Genomic DNA, 23,174 nt, shown 5'->3' on the forward strand with positions numbered 1-23,174 from the left:
GCTTTTTCCGTCCCGCAACAGGACACGACACACCAAGGAGATCCCATGGATGATTCGCGCACCCTGGCCGAGGAGAACGACCAGCTGCGGTCACGCAACCACGCGCTCGCCAAGGCGTTGACGCGGGCGACCGAGGAACTGGCGAAGGCCAAGGGGCAGCTGGAGCGATTCACCGTCCCGCCGCTGACCTTCGCCACCATGCTGCGCCTCGACCGGTGCACCACGGACGACCATGGCGTCCAGCAGGCACGTGCCGAGGTCGTCTCCGGCAACCGACGCATCCTCGTGGCCGTCGACCCGCGTGTGCAGGCGTCCCGCCTCGCCCCCGGCATGACCGTCACGCTCAACGAGAACCTCGTGCTCGTGGGCACCGCCGAGGGGGAGCGGCATGGGGTGGTGCGCACCGTCGACGACGTCCTCGACGACGGACGCCTGCTGGTGCGCGACACCACGGGTACACAACAGCTGGTGGACCGTACCCGTGACCTGCGCACTGCGCGCATACGCGTGACGGACCGCGTGCTGGTGGATGCGGGAGGCCGCTTCGCCCTGCAGACGCTGCCCGTCCAGGACGACAAGGACCTGCTGCTGGAGGAGACGCCGGACATTTCCTTCGCAGACATCGGCGGCCTCGACGCGCAGATCGACGCCATCCGCGACGCCGTGCAGCTGCCCTTCACCCACCGTGCGCTCTACGCCCGCTACGACCTGGCGGCACCCAAGGGCATCCTGCTGTACGGACCCCCGGGCAACGGCAAGACCCTCATCGCCAAGGCGGTGGCGCACGCCCTCGCCCAGTGGGACGGCGGCCGCGGTGTGTTCCTGTCGGTAAAAGGCCCCGAACTGCTCAACAAGTACGTGGGGGAGTCGGAGCGACTGATCCGGCGCCTCTTCGCCCGTGCACGCGAACGTGCCGGCGAGGGGCATCCGGTCATCGTGTTCATCGATGAGATGGACTCCCTGCTGCGCACCCGCGGATCGGGCATCTCCTCCGACGTGGAGACGACCATCGTGCCGCAGTTCCTCGCCGAGCTCGACGGCATGGAGCGCCTGGACAACGTGATGGTGATCGGCGCCTCCAACCGGGTGGACATGATCGACCCGGCAGTGCTGCGTCCCGGACGGCTCGACATGCTCGTGCACGTGGCACGCCCCGACGCCGGTGCGGCACGTGCCATCGCATCGCGCTACCTGACAGACCGGCTGCCGCTGACCCCCGACGCCGCCACCCTGGTGGACGCGCTCGTGGATGACGCCTATGCGCGCGAGCCACGTCGCCTCCTGGCCCGGATGCGCGACGAGGACGACACCTGGTCTCCCCTGTACCTGGCGGACGTGATGAGCGGCGCCATGGTGCGCAACATCGTGGACCGGGCCAAGACGCAAGCCGTCAAGGCCTCCATCGACCATGGGGACGACGTGTGCGTGGACCGGGGATTCATCACCGGCGCCGTGGAGGCGGAATGCCGGTCCATGCGTGACACCCTGGCGGACGTGGACGCGGGGCAGTGGGCCCGCATCAACGGCATCGGCAACGGGCGCATGCGCCACTTGCGCGTCGCGGAGCGAAAGGACTGGGAGGCATGAGCGTACGACGCATCATGGGAACGGAGACGGAATACGGCGTCCAAGGGGCGCCCGGTGGCAATCCCGTGCAATGGTCCTTCGACGTGGTGGCGGCGGCCAGCACCCCGGCGACAGCACACATTCGCTGGGACTATGCGCCCGAGGACCCCGTCAACGACCTGCGGGGCATGCGCCTTCCCCGCGCCAACGCCCGTACGGACATGCTCACCGACGCCCCCCAGGCACAGGTGACCAATGTGCTCGCCCCCAACGGCGGACGCATCTACGTGGACCATGCCCACCCCGAATACAGCGCGCCGGAGACCCGTGACCCCTTCGACGCGGTCGCCTATGACAGTGCCGGTGACCTGCTCATGATGCAGGCGGTCCGCGGCATGCAGGAGGGAAAAGACCGGGTGCGGCTCTACCGTACGAACGTGGACGGCAAGGGGGCCAGTTGGGGCACCCATGAGAACTACCTCATGGACCGTGCCGTCCCCTTCGATCCGCTCAGCCAGGTGCTCATGACCCACTTCGCCACCCGGCAGACCTACGCGGGTGCGGGACGCGTCGGGCTGGGGGAGCGCAGCGAACGTCCCGGCTACCAGCTGAGCCAGCGGGCTGACTACTTCCACATGAAGGTCGGGCTGCAGACCACCTTCGACCGACCCATCGTGAACACCCGGGACGAACCCCATGCCCCCGAGGCATACCGTCGCCTCCACGTCATCGTCGGCGACGCCAACCGCATGGACGTTCCGCGCGTCCTCAAGCTCGGCACGACCAGCATGGTGCTGTGGCTGTGCGAGCACGCGGAACAGGCGGGCATGGACCTCGGGTCGATCGTCCGGCAAGTGGTCCTGGACGACCCGGTCGCCGCGATGCATGAGGTGTCCCACGACCTGACCCTGTCGACGTCTCTGGCGCTCGCCGACGGCACGGCAGCCACCGCATGGCAGTTGCAGGTGCGGCTCATGTCGTTGGTCCACGAGGCCGCTGCGGTCATCCACGGCACCGATACACGCGGGGAGCCGCAATGGCCGGACCGTGCGACGCGCTCCGTCATGGCGATGTGGCGCCAGGCCCTGGTGGACGTGGCGACCATCCGGCATACGCCACGGGACCGATGGCATGGCCTCGCCAACGAGGCCGGTCGGGTGGAATGGCTGCTCAAATGGCAGGTGCTCGACCGTCTGCGCCGGCGAAAGATGGCCGACAAGCCCATGGAACAAGCGTGCGCCGACCCGCGGATGCAGGCCGTCGACCTGGCATGGGCAGACCTGGATCCGGCAACGTCGCTCTTCACCCGCCTGGCCGCGCGTACCGAGCGCACCTCGAGCGAGGGCGACGTGGCCCAGGCCTCCGTGGATGCCCCCGTGGACACGCGTGCCTGGTTGCGCGGACAGGCCATCGGACGTTTCGCGCCCCAGGTGCATGCCGTGTCCTGGACGCGCATCACCACCGAGCCGGACAGCCGGGGACGTCGTTGGTTGCTGGACATGGATGACCCGCTGCGCTGGACGGAGCCCGAGTGCGCGGAAGCCGTGGCACAAGCCGCCGACCTGTGGCACCTGGTGCGGGCCCTCGGCGGCGTCCCACGGTGACCAAGCCGCTGCAAACGTTGTCTCACCAGCAGTCTCCAACGTGCCATTTCCTATCGATGCGTCTATAGTGGAGCCTTGGAGACGATTGCACGATGGCGCTCATCTTGCGCCGCACAGACGTCCTACGGACAGAAACGAGCAGGAACCATGGAACTACGCGAACTTGCGATGCAGGCAGCGAGCATCGCACAGGACGCCGGCAAACATGCGCTCAACGACCAGATCACGCCCAAGGACCTGGGCGCGCTGGACATCGGGTCCCGCGACTATTCGCGGGGCCTGGACGTGGACCACCGGCTGGCACAGTTCATCTACAACCGCCTCACCTACGTCGACGGTTTCCAGGGCCGGTGGGAGGACCGACCCGAGCACGGCGCGCCCGGCAGCCGGTACTGGTGCATCGGCGGTATCGACGGCGTGATCAACTACTCGCGCAACATGGCGGAATGGGCCGTGACCATCTCGCTCTTCGAGTTCAACGAGCACGGCTCGGCGCAACCCATCATCGGCATCGTGCACGTGCCCGCCCTGGCCCTGACCTACCTGGCGGCCCGCGGCCAGGGGGCCATCCGCATCCGGCGCACCCCGCTGGGGGAGAAGCGTGAGAAGATCATGCCGTCGACCACCACGAAGCTGGACGGCTCCGTGGTCGCGTTCGGCATGTCCTTCAAGCCCGAGGACGCGCAGCAGGCCCTGGACGTCGTGTACCGGCTCGCGGGACGGCCCGCCGACATCAAGCGCATCGGCCCGGCGTCCCTCGACCTGTGCAAGGTGGCGGACGGCACCTATGACGCCTATTTCGAGCCGCACCTGCACCAATGGGACGTCCCGGCCATGTCCGCCGGCGCCGTGGTCATCTGGGAGGCACAGGGCAAGCTGTGCGACTGGGCGGGCGGCACCATCTACTGGCGCCAGGAGAACGACATCGTCGCCTCCAACGGACTGGTCTACGATGAACTGCGTCCCTACCTGCTGGATGAATTGGCGCGTATGGAACACGAGGACGCCTGAGGGGCGCCCGGAAAGGAAATCCCATGCCGCAGGAACGCCCCAGCATGCAGGGCATGCACCACGAACCGACCCAGGACCAGGAACAGCTGCGGATGCAGGCTGCCGATGAGGCCCGGGACAGCGTCGACGACCTCGACGACATCCTCGACGACCTGTCGGCGGTGCTCGAGACCAACGCCGAGGACTACGTGCGCGGGTTCGTGCAGAAAGGCGGCCAGTGATGCCGCAGCTGCACGACAGCGGCAACCGGCTGGCCGGTCCCGCCGCCCATCGTGACGACACCGCGCGCATCTTCGGTCTCGAGACCGAATACGGCATCTCCGTCAGCGGCGCACGGATCGACGCCGCGCAGGTCGCCATGCTGATGTTCCAGCCGATGGTGCGTTCCGAACGCTCCACCAACACATACGTGGACAACGGGTCGCGCCTCTACCTGGACGTGGGGGCACACCCGGAGGTCGCCACCGCCGAGGCGCGCACCCCGCGCGACATGATGGTCTGCGACGGTGCGGGCGAGCTCATCATGCGCGCCATGGCACTCGAGGCCCAGGAACGCCTGCACCGCGACCATCCCCAGGCGCGCATCCACGTGTTCAAGAACAACCTCGACAGTGCTGGCAATTCCTGCGGATGCCACGAGAACTACCTGGTGCGCCGCAGGGTCCCCCTCAAGGCCATCGAGACGCAGTTGCTGCCCTTCCTCATCAGCCGCCAAATCTACACCGGTGCCGGGCACACCGACGGCCGTGCATGGACCTATACCCAGCGTGCCGGCGTGGTGGACGAGACGGTCTCCTCGGCGACCACGCGTTCGCGTCCCATGGTCAACACCCGGGACGAACCCCATGCCGACCCCGACTCCTTCCGTCGGCTCCACGTGATCATCGGCGATTCCAACCGGTCGCAGTGGGCCACCATGATGAAAGCCGCCACCACGCACTACGTGCTGTGCGCCATGGAATGGAGCGCCCGCACCGGGGAGGCCAACGGACTCGAGGGCATCGCCCTGGCCGACCCGATCACCGCCAACCTGGCCGTGGATGCCCAGGGTCCCGACGCTCAGCTCGGACTGGCCGACGGGTCCCACGCAACCGCCTTGGAGCTGCAGCTGCGCATCCTGGACGTCGTGGAGAACTTCGCCGCACGACATCCCCTGGTGGACGGCCATGACTTCGACGGTGTGCTCGGCCAATGGCGCTGGGTGCTGGGACTCCTGGCGGACCGGGACCTTCCGGCGCTCGCGCACGTCGTGGACTGGGCGTGCAAGCGCGTGACGATCGAGGGCATCCGGAAGCGACGCCACCTCAGCGAGGCCCAGGTGCGCCAGCTCGACCTGGATTACCACGACGTGGCCAATGGCGCGTTGTACGAATCCTTGCTGGCCCATGGCCGCATGCGCACCCTGGCCGGTGCGGACGAGCTCGAGCGCGCCGTGCACGAGCCGCCGCGACGCACCCGTGCGGTGCTGCGCGGACGCTTCGTGCAGGAGGCCCGGCGTGCCCGGGCACGCTTCTCCTGCGACTGGACGGCGCTGCATGTCCAGGAACCCTTCAGGCAATCCGTCACGCTGCTCGACCCCTTCGACGACCGCGGCGACGCGCAGTGCCGTGCATTGCTGGACCGCCTCGCAGCATTGCCTGCCACGTGCGAGACGTGAGACGGCCGACCCGTCCGTTCACACGATTCGGTATCCTCGTGCCCATGAAGCTTACCGACATTTCCCCCGCAATCGCACTCACCCCGCTCGATGGCCGCTACCATGCGCAGACCGCCCGGCTCGTGGAATTCCTCAGCGAACCCGCACTGAACCGCGAACGCATGCGCGTCGAAGTCGAATGGATGGTCATGCTGGCCAACGGATATGCCGGCAACGGCTGGCAGCCCCTGGTGCCCGGCGTGCGGCCGCTGGACGAGGAGGAGCAGGCCTACCTGCGTGCCATCCCCGAGCGGTTCGGCGCGGAAGGCATCGCACGGCATGCCGCCCACGAGGCCGTCACCCACCACGACGTCAAGGCCGTGGAATACTACATCGACGACGAACTCGACCGCGCGGCCGAGGCACTGGGACGCCCCACCCAGCTCAGCGGCCTCAAGACCCTGGTGCACTTCGCTTGCACCTCCGAGGACATCAATAACCTTTCCACTGCACGGTGCGTCAAGAACGCCATCGAGCAGGTCTGGCTGCCGGACGCCGAGTCCATCGTGGAGACGCTGACCATCCGTGCGGACGAATACCGTGAACTGCCCCTGCTGTCGCTGACCCACGGCCAGCCGGCCACCCCGACCACCTTGGGCAAGGAGCTGGCCGTGTACGTCTACCGTCTGGGACGCCAGGTCAGGCACGTCAAGAACCAGGAATACCTGGGCAAGATCAACGGCGCCACCGGCACCTTCGGCGCCCACCTGGCGGCATGCCCGGACGTCGACTGGACCGAGGTCTCCCGTGTCTTCGTCACCGAACGCATGGGCCTGGACTGGAACCCGCTGACCACACAGATCGAGTCCCATGATTGGCAGGCCGAACTGTACGGGACCATCAGCCACACCAACCGCATCCTGCACAACCTGTGCGTGGACATCTGGATGTACATCTCCCGTGGCGTCTTCGTGCAGGTGCCCGTCAAGGGTGCCACCGGTTCGTCCACGATGCCGCATAAGGTCAACCCGATCCGCTTCGAGAACGCCGAGGCGAACCTCGAGCTGTCCTGTTCCCTGCTCGACACGCTGTCCGCCACCTTGGTGGAGTCCCGCTGGCAGCGCGACCTGACCGATTCGACCACGCAGCGCAACATCGGCTCCGCACTGGGGTACGCCGTGCTTGCCCTCAACAACCTGCTGGGAGGCCTGAACTCCATCCACCCCGACGAGCAGGCCATGCGCGCCGAGCTCGATGCCAACTGGGAGGTGCTCGGCGAGCCGATCCAGACCGCCATGCGCGCCTGCGAGCTCGCCGGACTGCCGGGCATGGAGCAACCCTACGAGAAGGTCAAGGAACTGATGCGCGGCAAGCGCATCGGCCGTGAGGACGTGGAGGAGTTCATCGATTCCTTGGCTTTCGACGAACAGACCGCGGCACGACTCAAGGCGCTCACCCCGTCCGGCTACGTCGGCGCGGCCGCGGACCTGGTCTCGTTCATGCGCTGACGCCCATGCGTGCCATGCCCTACAATGGGTGAGTCATAACCGTCCTTGGCCGGGCCCGGACCCGGCCAAGACGTTCGATTCTCACGGAAGGGCATCGATGAGCAAGAAGCAGGCGGAAACGGCGCCACCTGACAGCCGGGACGGCGTCCTGGTCGCGGACATCGTCCCCCGACGCACCCGCGTGTTCTCCGACTTGGTTCATGCGGCCATGGCCCTGATCCTCGCCATCGTGGTCATCCTCTTCGCCATCTACCTGCGAGGCATCACCTTCGGCGTCGAAAGTGATGCCCGTTCCGCGGCAGGCGTCTTCGAATGGCTGGTGGACATCCCCTCGTCCCTGCTGCAGCAGCTGGTTGTCCTCTCCGTCACCGTCAGCGTGCTCGTCCAGCTGCTCGTCCACAAGGAGTGGCTGCAGTCGGCATGTGCAGTAGGGGCGCTCCTCCTTGGCTTCGCCTGTGCGTGGGGCGTCTCGCTGCTGTTGAGCGGGAGCGGCAACCCACTGCTCCTGTCCGCGCTGTGGTCGGGCAGTACCCACATCGGTGCGGGGCTCCTGCCTGACTTCTATGCGGCGATTGCCGCCTTCCTCACCGTAGCCGGTCCGCGGCGCACCCGTTCCGCGATCAAATGGGGATGGAACATCCTGGTCATCGGCGCCATGCTCCTCATCATCCTCTCCTGGAACTCCGTCGTCGGCGTCGTCGTCTCCATCTGCATCGGGCGCATCGTCGGCCTTGTCCTGCGCTTCGCGATCGGCACGCAGAACACCGGCGCCTGGGGCGAACAGGTCGTCCAGGCGTTGCGCACCATCGGATTGGCGCCACATGCGCTCAAGCGCATCTACCGTGAGGATGCGGACGACGTGCTGGCCGCCTCGCTGGAGGACGATCTCATCGAGAATTCGCGCATCTACGAACTCGAGGACGAGGACGGACGGCGTTTCGTGGTTTCGGTGCTCGACAACCAGGTGCACCTCACCGGGTACCTCAACCAGCTGTGGCAGCTGGTGCGTCTCAGCGGCGTGGCAGTGCGACACGACCGTTCCGCCGTCACCGCGAACCACCACCACTACGCCATGATCAACGGGCTGCGGTCCCTGGGCTTGCCCGCCCCGGTGGCCTACGGGGTCGCTGACACCGGCGAATCCTCCATTCTGGTGCTCGACGCCGAGCCGCGGCCCGTGGCGTGCCTGCCGGACACTTTCGACGAGGAGACGGTCACCGGTTTCCTCGCATACCTGGCCAAGGCGCACCGCCGCGGCTTCACCCACCGCAGGATCACCCCCGAGGCGATGGCGCGCACCTCCTTGGGACAGCCTTTCCTGGCGGGCTGGCAGAACGGCGACTTCGCCAGCAGCGCCGCCAACCTCGCCCTGGACAAGGTCCAGATGCTCGCGCTCTTCGCAGCGACCGTCGGCGTGGACCGCACGGTGGAACTGGCGAGCCGTGTGTGGGGCAAGGAAACGGTCATCAACCTCATTCCCTTCGTGCAGAAGGTCGCCGTCCCCGCGGACACGCGTGCGTTGCCGGGATGGAACAAGCAGTTGCTCGAACAGTTGCGCCGTGCCATGGGCGCCATGGCTCCGGAGGAGGTCAGCGAATCACTCGAGCAGGTCACGCTCTCGCGGTTCAGCCTGCGTTCCTTCTTCGCACTGGCCCTGCTCGTCGTGGCCGTGGCAGTCGTGTTCACCCAGCTCAATCCCAACGAGATGGTCAAGGCCATCCGCGATGCGAACGTGTGGATGGCGATCGCCTGCCTCGGCTTCAGCTTCCTGGCATGGGTGGGCGCGGCCGTCTCGCTGGGCGGCTTCATGGACCGTGACAAGCGCAACCCCCTGGGACTGCTGTGCTCGCAGATGGCTGCCGGTTTCACGGCGGTCTCCATGCCCGCCGGCATCGGCCCCGCCTTCGTCAACCTGCAGTTCCTGCGCAAGTCCGGTTACCGCAACACGGTCGCCACGGCCATCATGAGCGCCGTGCTGGCCGTGCAGGCCGTCATCACCGTGTTGTTGCTGCTGCTCATCGGCCTGTTCTCCGGCAAGAACGCCCTGTCGGGCATGATCCCCGTGAACACCCTCATCCTGGTGGTCGCCGGCGTCGCCCTGGTGGTCTCCGTGGCCATGGCCATCCCGCCGGTGCGCAGGAAGGTCACCGACACCTACCTGCCATTGGTCAAGTCGTATGCACGCAGCCTGCTGGAGACGCTGACCCAGCCGCGCGAGCTGCTGTTGTCCAGCGTCGGCTCGCTCCTGCTCAACCTCGCCACCGGTTTCGGTTTCTGGGCGGCGCTGCTGGCCTTCGGATACTCGATGAACCCCATCCAGGTCACCTTCATCTTCCTGCTGGCCAACACGCTGGGTTCGGCGGTACCGACGCCCGGCGGCCTGGGGGCGGTCGAGGCGGCCCTGTCGGTGACCTTCACCGCAGTGGGCGTCCCTTCCACCATCGCGGTCTCGGCCACCCTGCTGTACCGCATCGCCTTCTATTGGCTGCGCATCCCGGTGGGAGCGCTCGCCATGCAATGGCTCAATCGGCACAACCTCATCTGATTTTCGCCGCCCGATGCGCGGAAAATGGGCGCCAAGGGCGAAAAAACTCGGGAAAACCGCGAAAAATGGCGGCGTTTCGGTGTGTTGTGCGCTAAGATTCATAACTGAACGTGTGGTTGACCCGCGTAAGTAGGATCAACCCCTGAATCAAGAAGGATGCTCACATGGCATACAACAAGTCTGATCTCGTCACGAAGATCGCTCAGAAGTCCCACCTGACCAAGGCACAGGCTGAGGCAGCCGTCAACGCATTCCAGGAAGTGTTCGTCGAGGCCATGAAGTCCGGCGAAGGCCTGAAGCTCACCGGCCTGTTCTCCGCTGAGCGCGTCAAGCGTGCCGCCCGCACCGGTCGCAACCCGCGTACCGGCGAGACCATCGAGATCCCCGCGACCTACGGTGTGCGCATCTCCGCCGGTTCCCTGCTGAAGAAGGCCGTCACCGAGTGACACTCCTCGGCTGAACCCGGACGGAAGGGGCCCCGCATGTGCGGGGCCCCTTCCGTTGTCATGGGGAATCGGCGGCATCCGCTGCCTGTCCCTGGCTGATGCGTCCCTGCCAGTAGGTGGTGCCTTGGTAGGTGCCTGCCAAGGTGTCCCGTACATGGTCGTCGTGCTCCCGCAATGCCGGCGATCCCAGGTCGTCGGCATTGCGCCAGGCGGCTTCATGGTACTTGAGGTTGTGGGTGAACTCGGCAGTGCCGACGGCATCGGGCACGATGCTGCCGGCCAGAAGACGATCCTGGGCGGCAGCGGTGCTGTCGGTCACACGGCCGCGTACGGTGAGCCATGTATCGGTCGCCGGGTTGGCGGCACCATCCAAGGCTGCCACGAGCTCGTCCTCCATCTCCACGCTGGTGACCCACGATGCCGTGATGGGGTGCCCGGCGATGGGGGAACCCGCGGTGACGACGTGGTCGACGTGGAACTCCTGCGTGCAGTCCGAGGCGATGGCGGCGGCCACGATGCCTCCCTGCGAATGTCCGACCAGGACGACGGGGTCATCCTGTCCGATGCCTGCTTGCCGCATGGCCTCGGTGACCATGCGTACGCTGTCCGCCTGCCGGCGTTGGTCCGCGTCGGAGCTCATGGCCTCGAGGTTCTGTTCCCAACCGAATGGGGAATTCGCCTGTCCGTCGGTGCCGGGAATGGTGACCAGCCATGACGAGGATCCGTCCTGGCGCTCATAGCGTGATATGGCGATGGTGGCATAGGAAAGTCCGTCATCCTGGCGCGCATTCGCCTCGCCCAGCAGGCGCAGGCCATGCAACGCGTCGCCGATGCCGGCGGCCGCCGGCACGGGATGGGCGGCGGTGTCGACCTTGCGGACCGTCAGCCGGTTGCCCTGCATCATGTCGTTGACGGCACCAGTGGTCCGGGCCATGTCGGATATGCCTTGGTTGAGGCGGCTCCGGCTGCTACCCCACGGCGTTCCCGTGCCCGCGAAGACAGTGCCGAGTCCCGCAATGGTCCCCTCCTGGAACCTGGCGGTGGCGCGCGAGGCGCCGGTGAAGGAGAACGACGATCCGGTGCGCACGCCTTCCACGATGCCGCCGACCACCATGCCGGAGACCAGGGCCACCGTGGAGCGTATGGGGGAGAGGACTGTGACGGCCTGTATGCCTTGGCTGGCCAGGGCCAGCGCATCCTGTTCGGCTTGGGCATAGATGCCGGAGGCCCGGGCCACCAGGTCGGCGAGACGCGCGCATTCATCTGCCAGCTGCATCGCCTGCGTGTGGCATTCCGTACAGCGGTCGACGTGGAGACGCGGATCGAATGCGGCGCCGAGTCCCGGCAGGTGCTGGGCGCAGCACAGGGCGGCCTGCTGGACCGCTATGCACCGTGTAGCGGCGGTCTGCCAGCCCAGGCTGGCCGAGCGGAACGCCCGGGCGGCGTCATCGAGGGCCTCGTGGGCCCAGGCATACGCTTCGCGGGTGGCGGCACTCATGCGTCCGCCGACCACGGTGGCACTGACCTGGACGTTCATGACAGCACCGCGAGGTTGGCGTTCCCGTCCTGGAGGGCCGTGCCGTCGTGGGTATCCCCTTGGGCCAGCAACGTGGCCAGCCGGGTACGGAACAGCTCGGCTGCGCGCCCCTGCCATGTCTCCAGTGCCATGGCGGCATGGAGGGCACGGAGTCGTGCGTTGGCATCCGCGCTGGAACGCATGGCCATGCGCAGGGCGTCGCCGTAGGTGGTGCGCTCCGGTGCGCACGAACAGGGGTTGAGCGAGAAGCCCGGTCCGGGGCCGGGCATGATCGCGGGCAATGAATTGGTCATGGGCCCATGCAAGCGCATGGGCCCATGGGAAGGCAAGCCGCCAGGGGCATTGTGGTCGGACGGCCGTCGGAACGGCGGAATGTGGATGACGCTACCAGGGCTTTGCTTCGCCGGAGGTCGTGCCCGGGGTGCCTTCCTGGCCGGCATCGGCATTGCTGCCGGCATCCGGGCTGGGAGATGCGGACTGGTTGGCCTTGAGCATGTCCTCGATGCGCTGGCGTTGCTCGTCGCTCAGCTCGGTGCTGACCCCAGCGGCGGTGCCGTTGCCGTTCGTCCCCGTACCGCCGGAGGCGTCGGCACCGTCCTGGCTGGCATTCGCCGCGTCAAGCTGGCACACCAGGTCCTGCGCCGCCGCGAGGTTCGTACCGATGTCGGCACGCAGCCCAGGCAACAGCAGGACGTCGCCGTCGACGTCGGCGAGTCGGTCCTGTGCCTGCCGTGCCTGCTGGGCCAGCTGGCTGGCGTCCGCGTCGGGGGCGGCCGCTTCCTGGGCCACGTTGCGCAGCGCGGCGGTCGCCTGGTCGTATGCGGCGGCGGCACGCAGGTTCCAGGCGCCCCAGGCCGCACCAAGCAGGGCAAGTGCTGCGACCGCCCCCAGGACGATGCGTACGGCAAGCGGTGAACGTGCGCTCATCGGACCAACCTCCTTGACTGCGCCAGCCAGGCGCCCGCCTCCCAGGCCAGCACTGCCAGCAGAAGCATGGTCAGCGGCCAGGTCACGGGTGCCAGATGCGTGCGTTCCTTGACGGACTGTGTCTGGGTCCAGCGCTTGGCTTCGCCTTCGATGCTGCGGTCGGCGACCGTCATGCCATCGGCGGTGAGGATGGAACTGCCGCCCAGTTCGTCCGCGATGGCCTTGACCTGCTCCGCATCCATGACGGATACGCCCGGCTGGCCCGTGTCCGGGTCGAGCACCCACTGGTCGGAACCGGCCGACTTGGGCACCTTGCCGCCCTGGGTGCTGCCCACGCCGATGACGCAGGAATCCTTGACGAAGGGACGCAGCGCGGAGAAGGTGCGCCGCAGGTGGGGCACCGTCTGCTCGCCGTCCGTGATGACGTACAGGATCACCGTGTCATCGGGCCGTGATTCATGGAGGTGCTCGAGGGTGCGCTGCAAGGCGTCGAGCGCGGAATCCATCAACGACCCCGACACCACCGAGGCGGGCTCCGTCTCCAGGGCGTCGGCCCAGTTGTCAATGGCCTGCGCATCCGGCGTCAACGGGACGTCCAACGTGCCCTGCGCGCCGAAGCTGATGCCGGCATAGCTGGAGTTCGGGTAGGCCTTGACGATGTCGTCGATGGCAAGACGGGCCGCCTCCAGTCGGCTGATCCCCTCCTGGTCGCCGTAGGTCGCATCGGCCACGTCCATCGACTTGGTGACATCCGTGGCGATGACGACGTCGGTCGCGCTCACCGCACGTGTCGTGGTGGTCGTGGCGATGCAGGGAGTCAGGGCCATGAGCGCCACCAATACGCATGCCGCGCATCGGCGTATGCACATGCCCGGTGTCTCGTCGCTTGCACCACGGCGTACTGCGTGCAGCCATATGACGGCCACGGCAGCAACCGCCATGGTCGCGGCGATGACGGATCCGGCAACCCACCCCAAGGCGGGGGCGAAGGTGAACGAGCTCATCTGCGTATCCTCCATCCGCATGCCAGTGCCGCCAGCAGCAGCACGGCCACTGCCAGGGTCCACCAGCCCGGTGCGTCCACCCAGTCCGCCTGCTGCGTGTCCTGGATCCGTGTCTGGCGTTCGTCGATGGAGCGCACCAGGTCCTGCACGGACGTACCGTCCGACTGCAGGAGGAAGATGCCGCCATGCTCTTCGATCAACGTGCGCATCTGCACGGTGGCCTCATCCGATTCACCCTGGACCGGACCGGAATACAGGCCGTCCACGGTGATGCCCGCCTGGCTGGTCAGGTCCAGGGCCTCCTGCAGGGAGTAGGTGGGCTTGCCCGAGACCACGTTGTCGGTCGCCAGCACGATCGACGCTTCACGATGGCTGTCCGTCGCGGCCTTGCCGTAGGTCACGCCAGGCAGCATGGCCGCACAGCTGACCAGGCCATCGCCGATCAGGCTCGTCTCGTTCCTGCGGTTCTGCGTGCCCGCCAGGAAGTCGGAGATGTCCTGGTACTGCCGGTCGGTCAGCTGGTCGATGTCATCCTGGCTCTGCACGCCCGCGAGTATCTCGTCCGCCTTCCTGAGCTGCTCGGCGACCAGGTCGTAGTCGTCCGTCAGCGGGAAGACCGTGCGCGAAGTGGAGTTGAAGATGCTCATGCCGATGCGCTCACCCTGGAAATGGCTCACCAGGGAGCGGTACGCCTCGATCACCTGCCGATCGTAGGGGAGTGCCGAACCGGAGACGTCGAGGCACAGGATGATGTCGCGGGTGGAGCTGCGCTCGCTGGCGGCATCCACCTGCGCGGGACGCGCCATGAGCGCCACGGCCGTCGCCAAGGCGCCGGCCAGGCACGCCGCCATGATCCGCGAGACGGTCTTCCATCGGCGCAGGAGTGCGGCGGCCTCGGGGGTGCGCAGATCCTCCCCGAGGTCGTAGACGGTGGCGGCGACCTCCTCGCGGTGTGTCCGCATGCCCAGCCAATAGGCGAATACGGCCACCGCAGCCACTGCCACCAAGGCGACGGGGGCCGCCCAGGGCCATTGCCAGTGCAGCATTACCTCCACCTTTCCACGAGGTCGGCCACCCATCCGGCTGCCGTGCGCACGTTCGCCTGTCGTTGGCCGGGGTCCGCGAATTCGGGCGGGTACAAGGCGCTGATGGTCAGGCGGAGTGCATCCCAGTTACCGCCGCCATCCCCACGGGGTGCGCGTTCCAGGTCCGACAGGGTGTGGGTCGTCAGGGTCCGGCCGGACCGCTCCGAGGCGAACCGACGGGCGATGGCTGCCAGCTGGGCGTATGCCTCGTCCTCGCCGATGGAACCTGACTCGTAGGACGACACCACGTCCTGGATGCGTTGCAGCCATGCCTGTTGGCTGCTCGCAGGGGCATGGGCTCCATGGGGCCTGGCGCGGCGTCGTTTCGGCCGTGACAGCCATACGGTGGCAGCCGCAAGGGCCGCTGCGGCGAGGAGGGCCACCGCCACTACGGTCCACAGCATGGACATGCCAGTGAAATCGCCTGCCATGTGCGGCACGTCGAGATCCAGCGCCTTGTTCACCGTGCACCTCCCACAGTGGCCGGGACCCTGGGCATCATGGCGCCCATGCCGGCACGACGGGCCGACAGGAGCTTCATGAATTCGTGGAATGCCGCCTCGCTGGAACCGGCATGGATGAAATATGCGCCACAGCGGGCCAGGTCCTGGCGCAGGGCCGAGGCGACATAGGCGCGATGGGTGGCCAGCTCGTGGGCGGCCGTTGCATTGACGAGGAAGGCCGGCAGCTGCCTCCTGCTCCTGCCGTCGATGACCGGCACGCGGCCATGGCCCTCGATGGGACGCTCGGCGAAGGGATTGACCGACCGTACGTCGATGAGTACGAATGGATGTGTCCTGGCGATGCGTCGGATGGTGGGCACGTGGTCCTCGTCCAGGGTCTGCTCGCAGGTGGCCAGCACCACTAGGGCATGCCGGTCCCGCAGATGCAGTGCATGGTCGAGCAGTGCGGCGAGGTTGCCGCCCTGGTCCCAAGGGCGTTCCAGTGAACGGTCGAGCGTGCGCTCGAACTCCGCGAAACCGCCGTGGAAGGGGACTCGGGTGATGCGGTCGGCATCCCCCACGGACAGGGACACGTCGTCGCTGTGGCGCAGGCCGAGCATGGCGAACATGCACAGGGCGTTCGCGGCCACGTCCAGGGCCCGTTCTCCCGAGGAACAGGTGGACTGCATGTGCTCGCCGCCGTCCATCAGCAGGTAGACGGTGCTGTTCGAGCGCCGTTCGCGCTGCACCACCATGGGGCGTCCGGAGCGGGCACTGATCTTCCAGTCGATGCTGCGTGCCTCGTCACTGGCGGCATAGGCGCGGATGTCGATGAGGTCGTCGGTGCCCCCGCGGCGTGCGGACCGGTGCTCGCCCTCCACGATGCCCAGGGCACGGCGCACCGCAGGCAGCGACAGGGATGTGCCGAGCGACTCGATCCTGCGCCGGACGGGATTGGATCCGCTCAGGGGAGGCATCATGGAACGGGAACCGCCTTGACGATGGAATCCACCACCTGGTCGGTGGTGACGCCGTCCGCGAGTGCCTCGAAGGTGAGCAGGATGCGGTGGCGGAACACTTCGGGCACGAAACGCTTGATGTCCTCGGGTATCACGTAGTCGCGGCCGGACATCAGCGCATTGGCCTGCCCGACGCGCACCAGTGCGATGGAGGCTCGGGGGCTGGCGCCCAGGCGCACCAGCTGGGCCAGGCCCTGCACGGGCTTGGGGCCGCCTCCGCGGGAGGTGTCGGACAGTTCGACGGCGTATTTCATGATGGCGTCGGAGACATGCACGCGGCGTGTGGCACTGCGCAGGAAGTCGGCGTCCTGCAGGGAGAGCACGTCGTTGCCCAGGCTGGCGGGGTTGAGCGTGTCGGAGCCGCGGGTGGTGAGCATGGCCAGCATGGTCCGTTCCTGCTCCGGGGTGGGATAGGTCATGACCGCCTTCATCATGAAGCGGTCCATCTGGGCCTCGGGGAGGTTGAAGGTGCCTTCCTCCTCGATGGGGTTCTGGGTGGCGATCACCATGAAGGGCCTGGGCAGTTCGATGCGCTGGCCGCCGATGGTGGTCGCGTTCTCCGCCATGGCTTCGAGCATGGCCGACTGGGTCTTGGCGTTGGAGCGGTTGATCTCGTCCAGCAGGACGAAGTTGGCGTGGATGGGGCCGATCTGGGTGGTGAACCGCTGGGTGGAGAAGTCGAAGACCTGTGTGCCCACCAGGTCGGAGGGCATGAGGTCGGGGGTGCATTGCACGCGTCGGAAGCTTCCCGAGACCGAGGTCGCCAGGGTCTGCGCCGCCGTCGTCTTCGCCAGGCCGGGCACCGATTCGATGAGGATGTGGCCGCCGGCGAGCAGGGTGGCGATGAGGGACTCGCGCAGGTTGTCCTGGCCGACCACTGCCTTGGCGAAACGGGTGCGGATTCGGCCGGTGAGCTGGCGTGCCAGTTCGGTATCCTGCGCGGTGAGCGCACCGGCCGGTGGGGTCGTGACCGTGGCCGGCGCCGGTGCCGGCACCGGCGTTGCCGGGACAGGCTGCTTGGAGAACAAGGACATGACGTGCATTCTTCCCTTCGGTGGATGGTGACAGGCACATTGTACTGACAGTGCGTGGATGTTCGCTGGGCGCGGTTACAGACTCCAGTCGATGGGCCGGGCGCCCATGCGTTCGAGGTCTTCGTTGGCACGGGAGAAGGGCCTGGAGCCGAAGAACCCCCGGGAAGCCGACAGCGGGCTGGGATGTGGTGAGGCGATGATGGCTGCATGCGGCATGAGCGGTGCGAGCTGCTGTGCCTTGCGTCCCCAGAGGATCGCGACCAGTGGCACCGGCCTGCCTTCCTGGCCCACGCGGGCATCCAGGGCGCGGATGGCCTGGTCGGTGATGGCCTCCCATCCCTTGCCTTCGTGGCTGTTGGGCTTGCCGGCCTCCACGGTCAGGCACCGGTTGAGCAGCATGACCCCCTGATGCGTCCAGGGGGTGAGGTCGCCGGTGCGGGGCGGCGGGACATGCAGGTCGTCCTGCAGCTCACGGTAGATGTTGACCAGGCTCTTGGGCAGTGGCGTGACGCCGGGGGCGACCGCGAAGCTCAGGCCGATGGGGTGGCCGGGCGTAGGGTAGGGGTCCTGGCCCACGATCAGCACGTGGATGCTCTCGAAGGGGATGCTGAAGGCGCGCAGGATGCGCTCGTAGGAGGGCAGCACGGTCACGCCGTGCGCCTGTTGGTCACGGACCCATGCCATCAGCTCGTTGATGCGGTCGGCTACCGGGGCAAGGGCCTTGGCCCAGCCCGGGTCGATGCGGGACATGACGTCGTCCGTCGGTTCCTGTTGTGTCATGGTAGACAGTATAAACACGCACATCTTGGCATATGCTTGGTATAGTGTTCACGAAGCAGTATGCATGCATGGACAACGAGTGAGATGGAAGGACGCGCAATGGCCCAGAAAGACAGCCGTGGCTATGAGTCGTACCCGAAGGACGCGTTCGACAATCCGCCGGACGGTCCTGTCGGGGTGCACCGCGGACGCCGTTCCGCGCTGGTGCGCATCGCGCCGTTCGGTGTGGTGCTGGTCCTGGCCGTGTTGGCAGGCGTCCTGTTCTGGAGCATCTTCTCCGGACAGGCTGCCAATATCTTCCGCTCGGCCCGCCAGGCCGAGCAGCAGACGACGACCCAGGCATCCACCACCTCGGCCTCCTCGTCCGTACAGACCGAATCCCCCAGCGAAAGCACCACCGAATCCGCGTCCGCCAGCGCCAGCGAATCGCCGAGCGAGACGGCATCCCCGTCACAGGAGCCCGAGGAATCGCCTACGGCGGACCTGGCCGACCAGGTCGTCGTGGCCAACGGCACGGGCGTGGCCAACTATGCAGGTGCGAAGGCGGACGAGCTGCGCAATGCCGGTTTCACCGACGTCACCGCCACGAACCTCGCGGACCTGGGTCTGGCCGCTCCGGGCCAGACCGTGGTGTGGTACCAATCCGAGGACCAGCTGGCCACCGCACAGGAAGTCGCCAATTCGCTCGGGCTGGATGGCGTGGCGGTGGAGCTCAATCCCGCCATTGGCGCACCTGTCGTCGCGGTGCTCATGGGCTGAACGGCTATGCGCCGACCTGCGGGGGCCGGCCATCGGACATCCGATGGCCGGCCCCCGCTTCATGCCCGTCTCACAGGTTGGAGTCCGCCCGTGCCGTGGTTGCGCGGGAGGCTCGACTGCCCTTCGAGGCTTGCAGGCCAGCATCCGAGGTCGTGGAGAGGGAGGACCGGGAGCGTGCGCATGCTGCCTGGAATCGGTCGAGCGGAGAGATGCAGGTCTATGGCACAAGGAACCGTGAAATTCTTCAGCGATGCCCGTGGATACGGGTTCATTGTCCCCGAAGGGGGAGGGGAGGACGTGTTCGTCCACTATTCGGTGATCCGGGGCGACGGCTTCCGCAGTCTCAGCAAGGGGGAACCGGTGGAATTCAGCGTTGAGCAAACCCCCAAGGGCCTCCAGGCGACGGAGGTGGTCGCGCTGGGCTGACGTGTGCGGCCCATGCCAGTGGGTCCCGCCGGTCTCCCCGATGCACGGGGATGCCGGTGCGACATCCCCGACATGGGGATGTTGGCACTCGACCACCGAGAGTGCTAATCTCCCTGATAGCACCCGACACATGGCGGGGACGTCCGGAAGCTGACGGCCGGAGCGGGCCTTCCCGTGGGGCGGGTGGTGCTGAACATTATGGTTTCCCATATCAGTGGAGGAATTTGCATGGCAAAGATCATTGAATACGATGAGGAAGCACGCCAGGGAATGCTGGCCGGCCTGGACAAGCTGGCGGACACCGTCAAGGTGACGCTCGGCCCCAAGGGCCGCAACGTGGTGCTCGACAAGACCTACGGCGCCCCGACCATCACCAACGACGGCGTCTCCATCGCCAAGGAGATCGACCTCGAGGATCCGTTCGAGCGCATCGGCGCCGAGCTCGTCAAGGAAGTCGCCAAGAAGACCGACGACGTCGCCGGTGACGGCACCACCACGGCCACCGTCCTCGCCCAGTCGCTGGTGCACGAGGGCCTGAAGAACGTGGTCGCCGGATCCAACCCGATCGCGCTGCGCCGCGGCATCGAGAAGGCGTCCGCCGCCATCGTCAAGGAACTGGTCGCCTCCGCCAAGCCGGTCGAGACCAAGGAGCAGATCGCGGCCACCGCGACCATCTCCGCCGCCGACCCGGAAGTCGGCGAGAAGATCGCCGAGGCGCTCGACAAGGTCGGCCAGGACGGCGTCGTGACCGTCGAGGACAACAACCGCTTCGGCCTGGACCTCGAGTTCACCGAGGGCATGCGCTTCGACAAGGGCTACATCTCCCCGTACTTCGTGACCAACGCCGAGGACCAGACCGCAGTGCTCGATGACCCCTACATCCTGCTCACCAGCAACAAGGTCTCCTCGCAGCAGGACGTCGTCCACATCGCCGAGCTCGTCATGAAGACGGGCAAGCCGCTGCTGATCATCGCCGAAGACGTCGACGGCGAGGCGCTGCCGACCCTCATCCTCAACAACATCCGTGGTACCTTCAAGTCCTGCGCCGTCAAGGCCCCGGGCTTCGGCGACCGCCGCAAGGCGATGCTGCAGGACATGGCCATCCTCACCGGTGGCCAGGTCGTGTCCGAGGAGCTGGGCCTCAAGCTCGACTCCATCGACCTGTCCGTGTTCGGCACCGCCAAGAAGGTCATCGTCTCCAAGGACGAGACCACCATCGTCTCCGGTGGCGGCTCCAAGGAGGACGTGGAGGCCCGTGTGGCGCAGATTCGCGCCGAGATCGAGAAGACCGACTCCGACTACGACCGCGAGAAGCTGCAGGAGCGTCTCGCCAAGCTCGCCGGCGGCGTGGCCGTCATCAAGGTGGGTGCCGCGACCGAGGTCGAGGCCAAGGAGCGCAAGCACCGCATCGAGGACGCCGTGCGCAACGCCAAGGCCGCCATCGAGGAGGGCCTGGTGCCCGGCGGTGGCGTCGCCCTGGTGCAGGCTGCCGCGAAGGCCGAGAAGGACGTCGAACTCGAGGGCGACGAGGCCACCGGTGCCGCCATCGTGTTCGATGGCGTCGAGGCCCCGCTCAAGCAGATTGCGAACAATGCCGGCCTGTCCGGTGACGTTGTGCTCGACAAGGTCCTGTCCCTGCCGGAGGGCGAAGGCTTCAACGCCGCCACCGACACCTACGAGGATCTCATGGCCGCAGGCGTCACCGACCCGGTGAAGGTCACCCGTTCCGCGCTGCAGAACGCCGCCTCCATCGCCGGCCTGTTCCTGACCACCGAGGCCGTGGTGGCCAACAAGCCCGAACCGGCCCCGGCCGCTGCCGCTTCCCCGGATATGGGCTACTGATCGACCCGGGCCCTCTTGGGGCCGGCCGATTGCCTTGCAGGACTGCCGTCCGCTCGCCGAGCGGACGGCAGTCCTGCTTTCAGGCACGTCATCCTGCGCTGAACAGCCTGGTGGCCATGGTCTCTGCGTCGGCGTACACCGAGGAGGCCTGGGTGAGGGCCTGCTGGATGGACTGCAGGGACTGCTCCATCTGTAGTTGCGACGCCCGCCATTGCGAGGCCAGGGACGCAAATTGCGTGGCTGCGCTGCCGTGCCAGGCATCCTGGAGGGCGTTGAGGTTGGCGTACATGCCATCCACCGCCTGGCGGATGGCGTTGATGGAGGAACACACGGCGGCGCCGGACGCCTGGATGCGTTCCGAATCGACTTGGTACTGCGGCATGGGTTGTCCTTTCGGTTGTGTCGTATGCTGAATGCCGTGCGCCACGGCTGGGGCGCCCGGTAAGGTGGAGGATATGACATCACGAATGGGCATGGAAGTCAGCGGGGCCGATGTGGTCGGACGGTCCCCCTATCCACATCGCCGCTTTGCCGTCGGCGCAATGGCATGGCATTGCATCCTCGCCGTCCTTCTGGCGCTCGGCATGGCCGTCGCAGGCTGCATGCCGGCGACGGCATGGGCCGAGGGCGACGGCCAGGCGTCCGACGATGCGCAGTCCTCGTCGGGGACATACATCGTGGACACCCAGAACCTGTTGGGCGACGACTTCACCAAGGTCTCGGACACCATCGCGCAGACGAAGGAGGAGACGGGCGTCCTGGTGCGACTGACCTACCTCTCCTCGCTGAACACCACCGAGACGCCGGCGCAGTGGGCGCAGTCGACCATGAAGTCGCTCGACCCGGCGCCCAACACGGTGATGCTGGTCGTCGCCACCGATGACGCCAACCTGGCCGTCGTCGTCTCGCCGGATTCCGACGAATGGCTGCACAAGCAGTCCACCGTGGATGCCCTGTCCGAGGCCGCGTACGCCCCGTTGGCCGTCAGCGGCAACGAGACGCCGGACTGGGCGGCCTCGGCGCTCGACATGATGGCCGCCATCCGCAACGCCAAGGCCACGTCCACGTCCAGTACCGCCTCCTCCGTGGGCATCATCATCCTGGCCGCCGTGGCGGTCCTGCTCATCGCGGTCGCCATCGGGTTCTTCGTGCATCGCAAGCATCGCGGCCGCCATGCGCATCAGGGCCGGTCCTCCTGAACCGACCCCTCCCTTTAAGAAGACTCTCAGGAAACATTCAGCGAAAGTGACGAAGATGGGTGCCATGAACAAAGCCAGCGAAAGCAAGATCGTCGTCGTAGACGACGAACCGTCCATCCGCGAACTGCTCGTCGCCTCCCTCCATTTCGCGGGATACGAGGTGGAGACCGCCTCCTCTGGCGCCGAAGCGATCGAGGTCATCGAGAAAAGCCATCCGGACCTCATCATCCTCGACGTGATGCTGCCGGACATCGACGGCTTCACCGTCACGCGCCGCATCCGCCAGGAGGGCATCAACGCGCCGGTGCTGTTCCTCACTGCGCGCGACGACACTCAGGACAAGGTCATGGGCCTGACCGTAGGCGGCGACGACTATGTCACCAAGCCGTTCTCCCTGGAAGAGGTCGTGGCACGCATCCGCGCCATCCTGCGCCGTACCCGCGAACAGGAGGAGGACGACCCGATCATCCGGGTCGGCGACCTCGAGATCAACGAGGACTCCCACGACGTGACCCGCGCCGGCCAGCCCATCGAACTGAGCCCCACCGAATACAAGCTCCTGCGCTACCTCATGGACAACGAGGGCCGCGTGCTCTCCAAGGCGCAGATCCTCGACCACGTCTGGCAGTACGACTGGGGCGGCGACGCGGCCATCGTCGAGTCCTACATCTCCTACCTGCGCAAGAAGGTGGACGACCTGACCGTCACCGACGAGGACGGCACCACGCACAAGGTGCAGCCGCTCATCGAGACCAAACGCGGTATCGGCTACATGATCAGGGTGCCCAAGAAGCAGTAGGTGT

At 66.9% G+C, this 23,174-nt stretch carries 23 protein-coding genes; 13 read left to right on the forward strand and 10 right to left on the reverse strand.

Annotated elements, in window-relative coordinates:
- The first annotated feature begins 45 nt into the window (after nucleotides 1–45).
- The 8 genes from arc to BCUN_RS05655 all read left to right on the forward strand — a co-directional run bounded on the left by arc (nucleotide 46) and on the right by BCUN_RS05655 (nucleotide 10,316).
- Nucleotides 46–1,587 (forward strand): proteasome ATPase, encoded by a 1,542-nt coding sequence (gene arc / locus BCUN_RS05620; RefSeq protein WP_033515867.1) that lies wholly within the window; start codon nucleotides 46–48, stop codon nucleotides 1,585–1,587.
- Nucleotides 1,584–3,170, forward strand: a complete 1,587-nt coding sequence (gene dop / locus BCUN_RS05625; RefSeq protein WP_033515869.1) for a depupylase/deamidase Dop — start codon at nucleotides 1,584–1,586, stop codon at nucleotides 3,168–3,170. The genes arc and dop overlap by 4 nt, the downstream gene beginning before the upstream one ends.
- A gap of 147 nt (nucleotides 3,171–3,317) precedes the next feature.
- On the forward strand, nucleotides 3,318–4,181 hold the full coding sequence (locus BCUN_RS05630; protein WP_034258460.1) for an inositol monophosphatase family protein: 864 nt from the start codon (nucleotides 3,318–3,320) through the stop codon (nucleotides 4,179–4,181).
- Nucleotides 4,182–4,204: 23 nt separating this feature from the next.
- Complete coding sequence (locus tag BCUN_RS12765) at nucleotides 4,205–4,402, forward strand: ubiquitin-like protein Pup (RefSeq protein WP_033517814.1); 198 nt, start codon at nucleotides 4,205–4,207, stop codon at nucleotides 4,400–4,402.
- Entirely contained in the window at nucleotides 4,402–5,838 is a 1,437-nt protein-coding gene (locus BCUN_RS05640; protein WP_033517812.1) for a proteasome accessory factor PafA2 family protein, read from the forward strand. Before BCUN_RS12765 ends, BCUN_RS05640 begins: the two co-directional genes overlap by 1 nt.
- Before the next feature lie 44 nt (nucleotides 5,839–5,882).
- Nucleotides 5,883–7,325: an adenylosuccinate lyase gene (gene purB / locus BCUN_RS05645; RefSeq protein WP_033517810.1), complete on the forward strand. Its 1,443-nt coding sequence runs from the start codon at nucleotides 5,883–5,885 to the stop codon at nucleotides 7,323–7,325.
- Nucleotides 7,326–7,422: 97 nt separating this feature from the next.
- Nucleotides 7,423–9,870, forward strand: a complete 2,448-nt coding sequence (locus BCUN_RS05650) for a lysylphosphatidylglycerol synthase transmembrane domain-containing protein (RefSeq protein ID WP_033517808.1) — start codon at nucleotides 7,423–7,425, stop codon at nucleotides 9,868–9,870.
- A gap of 164 nt (nucleotides 9,871–10,034) precedes the next feature.
- The gene (locus tag BCUN_RS05655; protein WP_033517806.1) at nucleotides 10,035–10,316 is read left to right on the forward strand and encodes an HU family DNA-binding protein; all 282 of its coding nucleotides are present in this window, start codon (nucleotides 10,035–10,037) and stop codon (nucleotides 10,314–10,316) included.
- Between the two features lie 58 nt (nucleotides 10,317–10,374).
- Here BCUN_RS05655 and BCUN_RS05660 read toward each other — a convergent pair whose 3' ends face one another.
- The 9 genes from BCUN_RS05660 to BCUN_RS05700 all read right to left on the reverse strand — a co-directional run bounded on the left by BCUN_RS05660 (nucleotide 10,375) and on the right by BCUN_RS05700 (nucleotide 18,145).
- Nucleotides 10,375–11,853, reverse strand: coding sequence for a PGAP1-like alpha/beta domain-containing protein (locus tag BCUN_RS05660; RefSeq protein WP_033517804.1), 1,479 nt, complete (start codon nucleotides 11,851–11,853; stop codon nucleotides 10,375–10,377).
- Nucleotides 11,850–12,146 (reverse strand): hypothetical protein, encoded by a 297-nt coding sequence (locus BCUN_RS12550; protein ID WP_033517803.1) that lies wholly within the window; start codon nucleotides 12,144–12,146, stop codon nucleotides 11,850–11,852. The genes BCUN_RS05660 and BCUN_RS12550 overlap by 4 nt, the downstream gene beginning before the upstream one ends.
- Before the next feature lie 91 nt (nucleotides 12,147–12,237).
- Nucleotides 12,238–12,780 carry a DUF6466 family protein gene (locus tag BCUN_RS05670; RefSeq protein WP_033518105.1) on the reverse strand — a complete coding sequence of 181 codons (543 nt, stop codon included), beginning with the start codon at nucleotides 12,778–12,780 and terminating at the stop codon, nucleotides 12,238–12,240.
- Complete coding sequence (locus BCUN_RS05675) at nucleotides 12,777–13,784, reverse strand: vWA domain-containing protein (protein WP_033518103.1); 1,008 nt, start codon at nucleotides 13,782–13,784, stop codon at nucleotides 12,777–12,779. The genes BCUN_RS05670 and BCUN_RS05675 overlap by 4 nt, the downstream gene beginning before the upstream one ends.
- Nucleotides 13,781–14,830: a vWA domain-containing protein gene (locus BCUN_RS05680; RefSeq protein WP_152598209.1), complete on the reverse strand. Its 1,050-nt coding sequence runs from the start codon at nucleotides 14,828–14,830 to the stop codon at nucleotides 13,781–13,783. The genes BCUN_RS05675 and BCUN_RS05680 overlap by 4 nt, the downstream gene beginning before the upstream one ends.
- Complete coding sequence (locus BCUN_RS05685) at nucleotides 14,830–15,333, reverse strand: hypothetical protein (RefSeq protein ID WP_033518099.1); 504 nt, start codon at nucleotides 15,331–15,333, stop codon at nucleotides 14,830–14,832. Before BCUN_RS05685 ends, BCUN_RS05680 begins: the two co-directional genes overlap by 1 nt.
- Nucleotides 15,330–16,292, reverse strand: coding sequence for a DUF58 domain-containing protein (locus BCUN_RS05690; RefSeq protein WP_033518098.1), 963 nt, complete (start codon nucleotides 16,290–16,292; stop codon nucleotides 15,330–15,332). Before BCUN_RS05690 ends, BCUN_RS05685 begins: the two co-directional genes overlap by 4 nt.
- Complete coding sequence (locus tag BCUN_RS05695; RefSeq protein WP_033518107.1) at nucleotides 16,289–17,365, reverse strand: AAA family ATPase; 1,077 nt, start codon at nucleotides 17,363–17,365, stop codon at nucleotides 16,289–16,291. Before BCUN_RS05695 ends, BCUN_RS05690 begins: the two co-directional genes overlap by 4 nt.
- Before the next feature lie 75 nt (nucleotides 17,366–17,440).
- Entirely contained in the window at nucleotides 17,441–18,145 is a 705-nt protein-coding gene (locus tag BCUN_RS05700) for a uracil-DNA glycosylase (RefSeq protein ID WP_033518096.1), read from the reverse strand.
- Nucleotides 18,146–18,244: 99 nt separating this feature from the next.
- On the opposite strand from BCUN_RS05700, the gene BCUN_RS05705 reads away from it, so the two are divergent.
- From BCUN_RS05705 to groL, 3 genes are all read left to right on the forward strand, one after another.
- Nucleotides 18,245–18,904, forward strand: coding sequence for a LytR C-terminal domain-containing protein (locus BCUN_RS05705; protein ID WP_033518094.1), 660 nt, complete (start codon nucleotides 18,245–18,247; stop codon nucleotides 18,902–18,904).
- A 234-nt stretch (nucleotides 18,905–19,138) separates the two neighbouring features.
- Nucleotides 19,139–19,330, forward strand: a complete 192-nt coding sequence (locus BCUN_RS05710; protein ID WP_420796467.1) for a cold-shock protein — start codon at nucleotides 19,139–19,141, stop codon at nucleotides 19,328–19,330.
- Between the two features lie 228 nt (nucleotides 19,331–19,558).
- Nucleotides 19,559–21,172 carry a chaperonin GroEL gene (gene groL / locus BCUN_RS05715; protein WP_033517612.1) on the forward strand — a complete coding sequence of 538 codons (1,614 nt, stop codon included), beginning with the start codon at nucleotides 19,559–19,561 and terminating at the stop codon, nucleotides 21,170–21,172.
- Between the two features lie 88 nt (nucleotides 21,173–21,260).
- Here the strand turns inward: groL and BCUN_RS05720 are convergent, their stop codons facing one another.
- Complete coding sequence (locus tag BCUN_RS05720) at nucleotides 21,261–21,554, reverse strand: WXG100 family type VII secretion target (RefSeq protein ID WP_033517610.1); 294 nt, start codon at nucleotides 21,552–21,554, stop codon at nucleotides 21,261–21,263.
- A gap of 73 nt (nucleotides 21,555–21,627) precedes the next feature.
- Here BCUN_RS05720 and BCUN_RS05725 point away from each other — a divergent pair, with 73 nt between their 5' ends.
- Both BCUN_RS05725 and BCUN_RS05730 read left to right on the forward strand, forming a co-directional pair.
- Nucleotides 21,628–22,371 carry a TPM domain-containing protein gene (locus tag BCUN_RS05725; RefSeq protein ID WP_152598184.1) on the forward strand — a complete coding sequence of 248 codons (744 nt, stop codon included), beginning with the start codon at nucleotides 21,628–21,630 and terminating at the stop codon, nucleotides 22,369–22,371.
- A 64-nt stretch (nucleotides 22,372–22,435) separates the two neighbouring features.
- Nucleotides 22,436–23,170 carry a response regulator transcription factor gene (locus BCUN_RS05730; protein ID WP_033517620.1) on the forward strand — a complete coding sequence of 245 codons (735 nt, stop codon included), beginning with the start codon at nucleotides 22,436–22,438 and terminating at the stop codon, nucleotides 23,168–23,170.
- The last annotated feature ends 4 nt before the right edge of the window (nucleotides 23,171–23,174 follow it).

The organism is Bifidobacterium cuniculi (assembly GCF_000741575.1).
Classification (GTDB): Bacteria; Actinomycetota; Actinomycetes; order Actinomycetales; family Bifidobacteriaceae; genus Bifidobacterium; species Bifidobacterium cuniculi.

What these genes read in the sequence shown, in the direction of transcription:
- BCUN_RS05660 (WP_033517804.1), bottom strand. Translation starts at nt 11,853, where the DNA reads ATGAACGTCCAGGTCAGTGCCACCGTGGTCGGCGGACGCATGAGTGCC.
- BCUN_RS12765 (WP_033517814.1), top strand. Translation starts at nt 4,205, where the DNA reads ATGCCGCAGGAACGCCCCAGCATGCAGGGCATGCACCACGAACCGACC.
- BCUN_RS05675 (WP_033518103.1), bottom strand. Translation starts at nt 13,784, where the DNA reads ATGAGCTCGTTCACCTTCGCCCCCGCCTTGGGGTGGGTTGCCGGATCC.
- BCUN_RS05695 (WP_033518107.1), bottom strand. Translation starts at nt 17,365, where the DNA reads ATGTCCTTGTTCTCCAAGCAGCCTGTCCCGGCAACGCCGGTGCCGGCA.
- BCUN_RS05725 (WP_152598184.1), top strand. Translation starts at nt 21,628, where the DNA reads ATGACATCACGAATGGGCATGGAAGTCAGCGGGGCCGATGTGGTCGGA.
- BCUN_RS05655 (WP_033517806.1), top strand. Translation starts at nt 10,035, where the DNA reads ATGGCATACAACAAGTCTGATCTCGTCACGAAGATCGCTCAGAAGTCC.
- BCUN_RS05730 (WP_033517620.1), top strand. Translation starts at nt 22,436, where the DNA reads ATGAACAAAGCCAGCGAAAGCAAGATCGTCGTCGTAGACGACGAACCG.
- BCUN_RS05670 (WP_033518105.1), bottom strand. Translation starts at nt 12,780, where the DNA reads ATGAGCGCACGTTCACCGCTTGCCGTACGCATCGTCCTGGGGGCGGTC.
- BCUN_RS05720 (WP_033517610.1), bottom strand. Translation starts at nt 21,554, where the DNA reads ATGCCGCAGTACCAAGTCGATTCGGAACGCATCCAGGCGTCCGGCGCC.
- BCUN_RS05650 (WP_033517808.1), top strand. Translation starts at nt 7,423, where the DNA reads ATGAGCAAGAAGCAGGCGGAAACGGCGCCACCTGACAGCCGGGACGGC.
- BCUN_RS05640 (WP_033517812.1), top strand. Translation starts at nt 4,402, where the DNA reads ATGCCGCAGCTGCACGACAGCGGCAACCGGCTGGCCGGTCCCGCCGCC.
- BCUN_RS12550 (WP_033517803.1), bottom strand. Translation starts at nt 12,146, where the DNA reads ATGACCAATTCATTGCCCGCGATCATGCCCGGCCCCGGACCGGGCTTC.
- BCUN_RS05680 (WP_152598209.1), bottom strand. Translation starts at nt 14,830, where the DNA reads ATGCTGCACTGGCAATGGCCCTGGGCGGCCCCCGTCGCCTTGGTGGCA.
- arc (WP_033515867.1), top strand. Translation starts at nt 46, where the DNA reads ATGGATGATTCGCGCACCCTGGCCGAGGAGAACGACCAGCTGCGGTCA.
- BCUN_RS05690 (WP_033518098.1), bottom strand. Translation starts at nt 16,292, where the DNA reads ATGATGCCTCCCCTGAGCGGATCCAATCCCGTCCGGCGCAGGATCGAG.
- BCUN_RS05630 (WP_034258460.1), top strand. Translation starts at nt 3,318, where the DNA reads ATGGAACTACGCGAACTTGCGATGCAGGCAGCGAGCATCGCACAGGAC.
- BCUN_RS05700 (WP_033518096.1), bottom strand. Translation starts at nt 18,145, where the DNA reads ATGACACAACAGGAACCGACGGACGACGTCATGTCCCGCATCGACCCG.
- groL (WP_033517612.1), top strand. Translation starts at nt 19,559, where the DNA reads ATGGCAAAGATCATTGAATACGATGAGGAAGCACGCCAGGGAATGCTG.
- dop (WP_033515869.1), top strand. Translation starts at nt 1,584, where the DNA reads ATGAGCGTACGACGCATCATGGGAACGGAGACGGAATACGGCGTCCAA.
- BCUN_RS05705 (WP_033518094.1), top strand. Translation starts at nt 18,245, where the DNA reads ATGGCCCAGAAAGACAGCCGTGGCTATGAGTCGTACCCGAAGGACGCG.
- purB (WP_033517810.1), top strand. Translation starts at nt 5,883, where the DNA reads ATGAAGCTTACCGACATTTCCCCCGCAATCGCACTCACCCCGCTCGAT.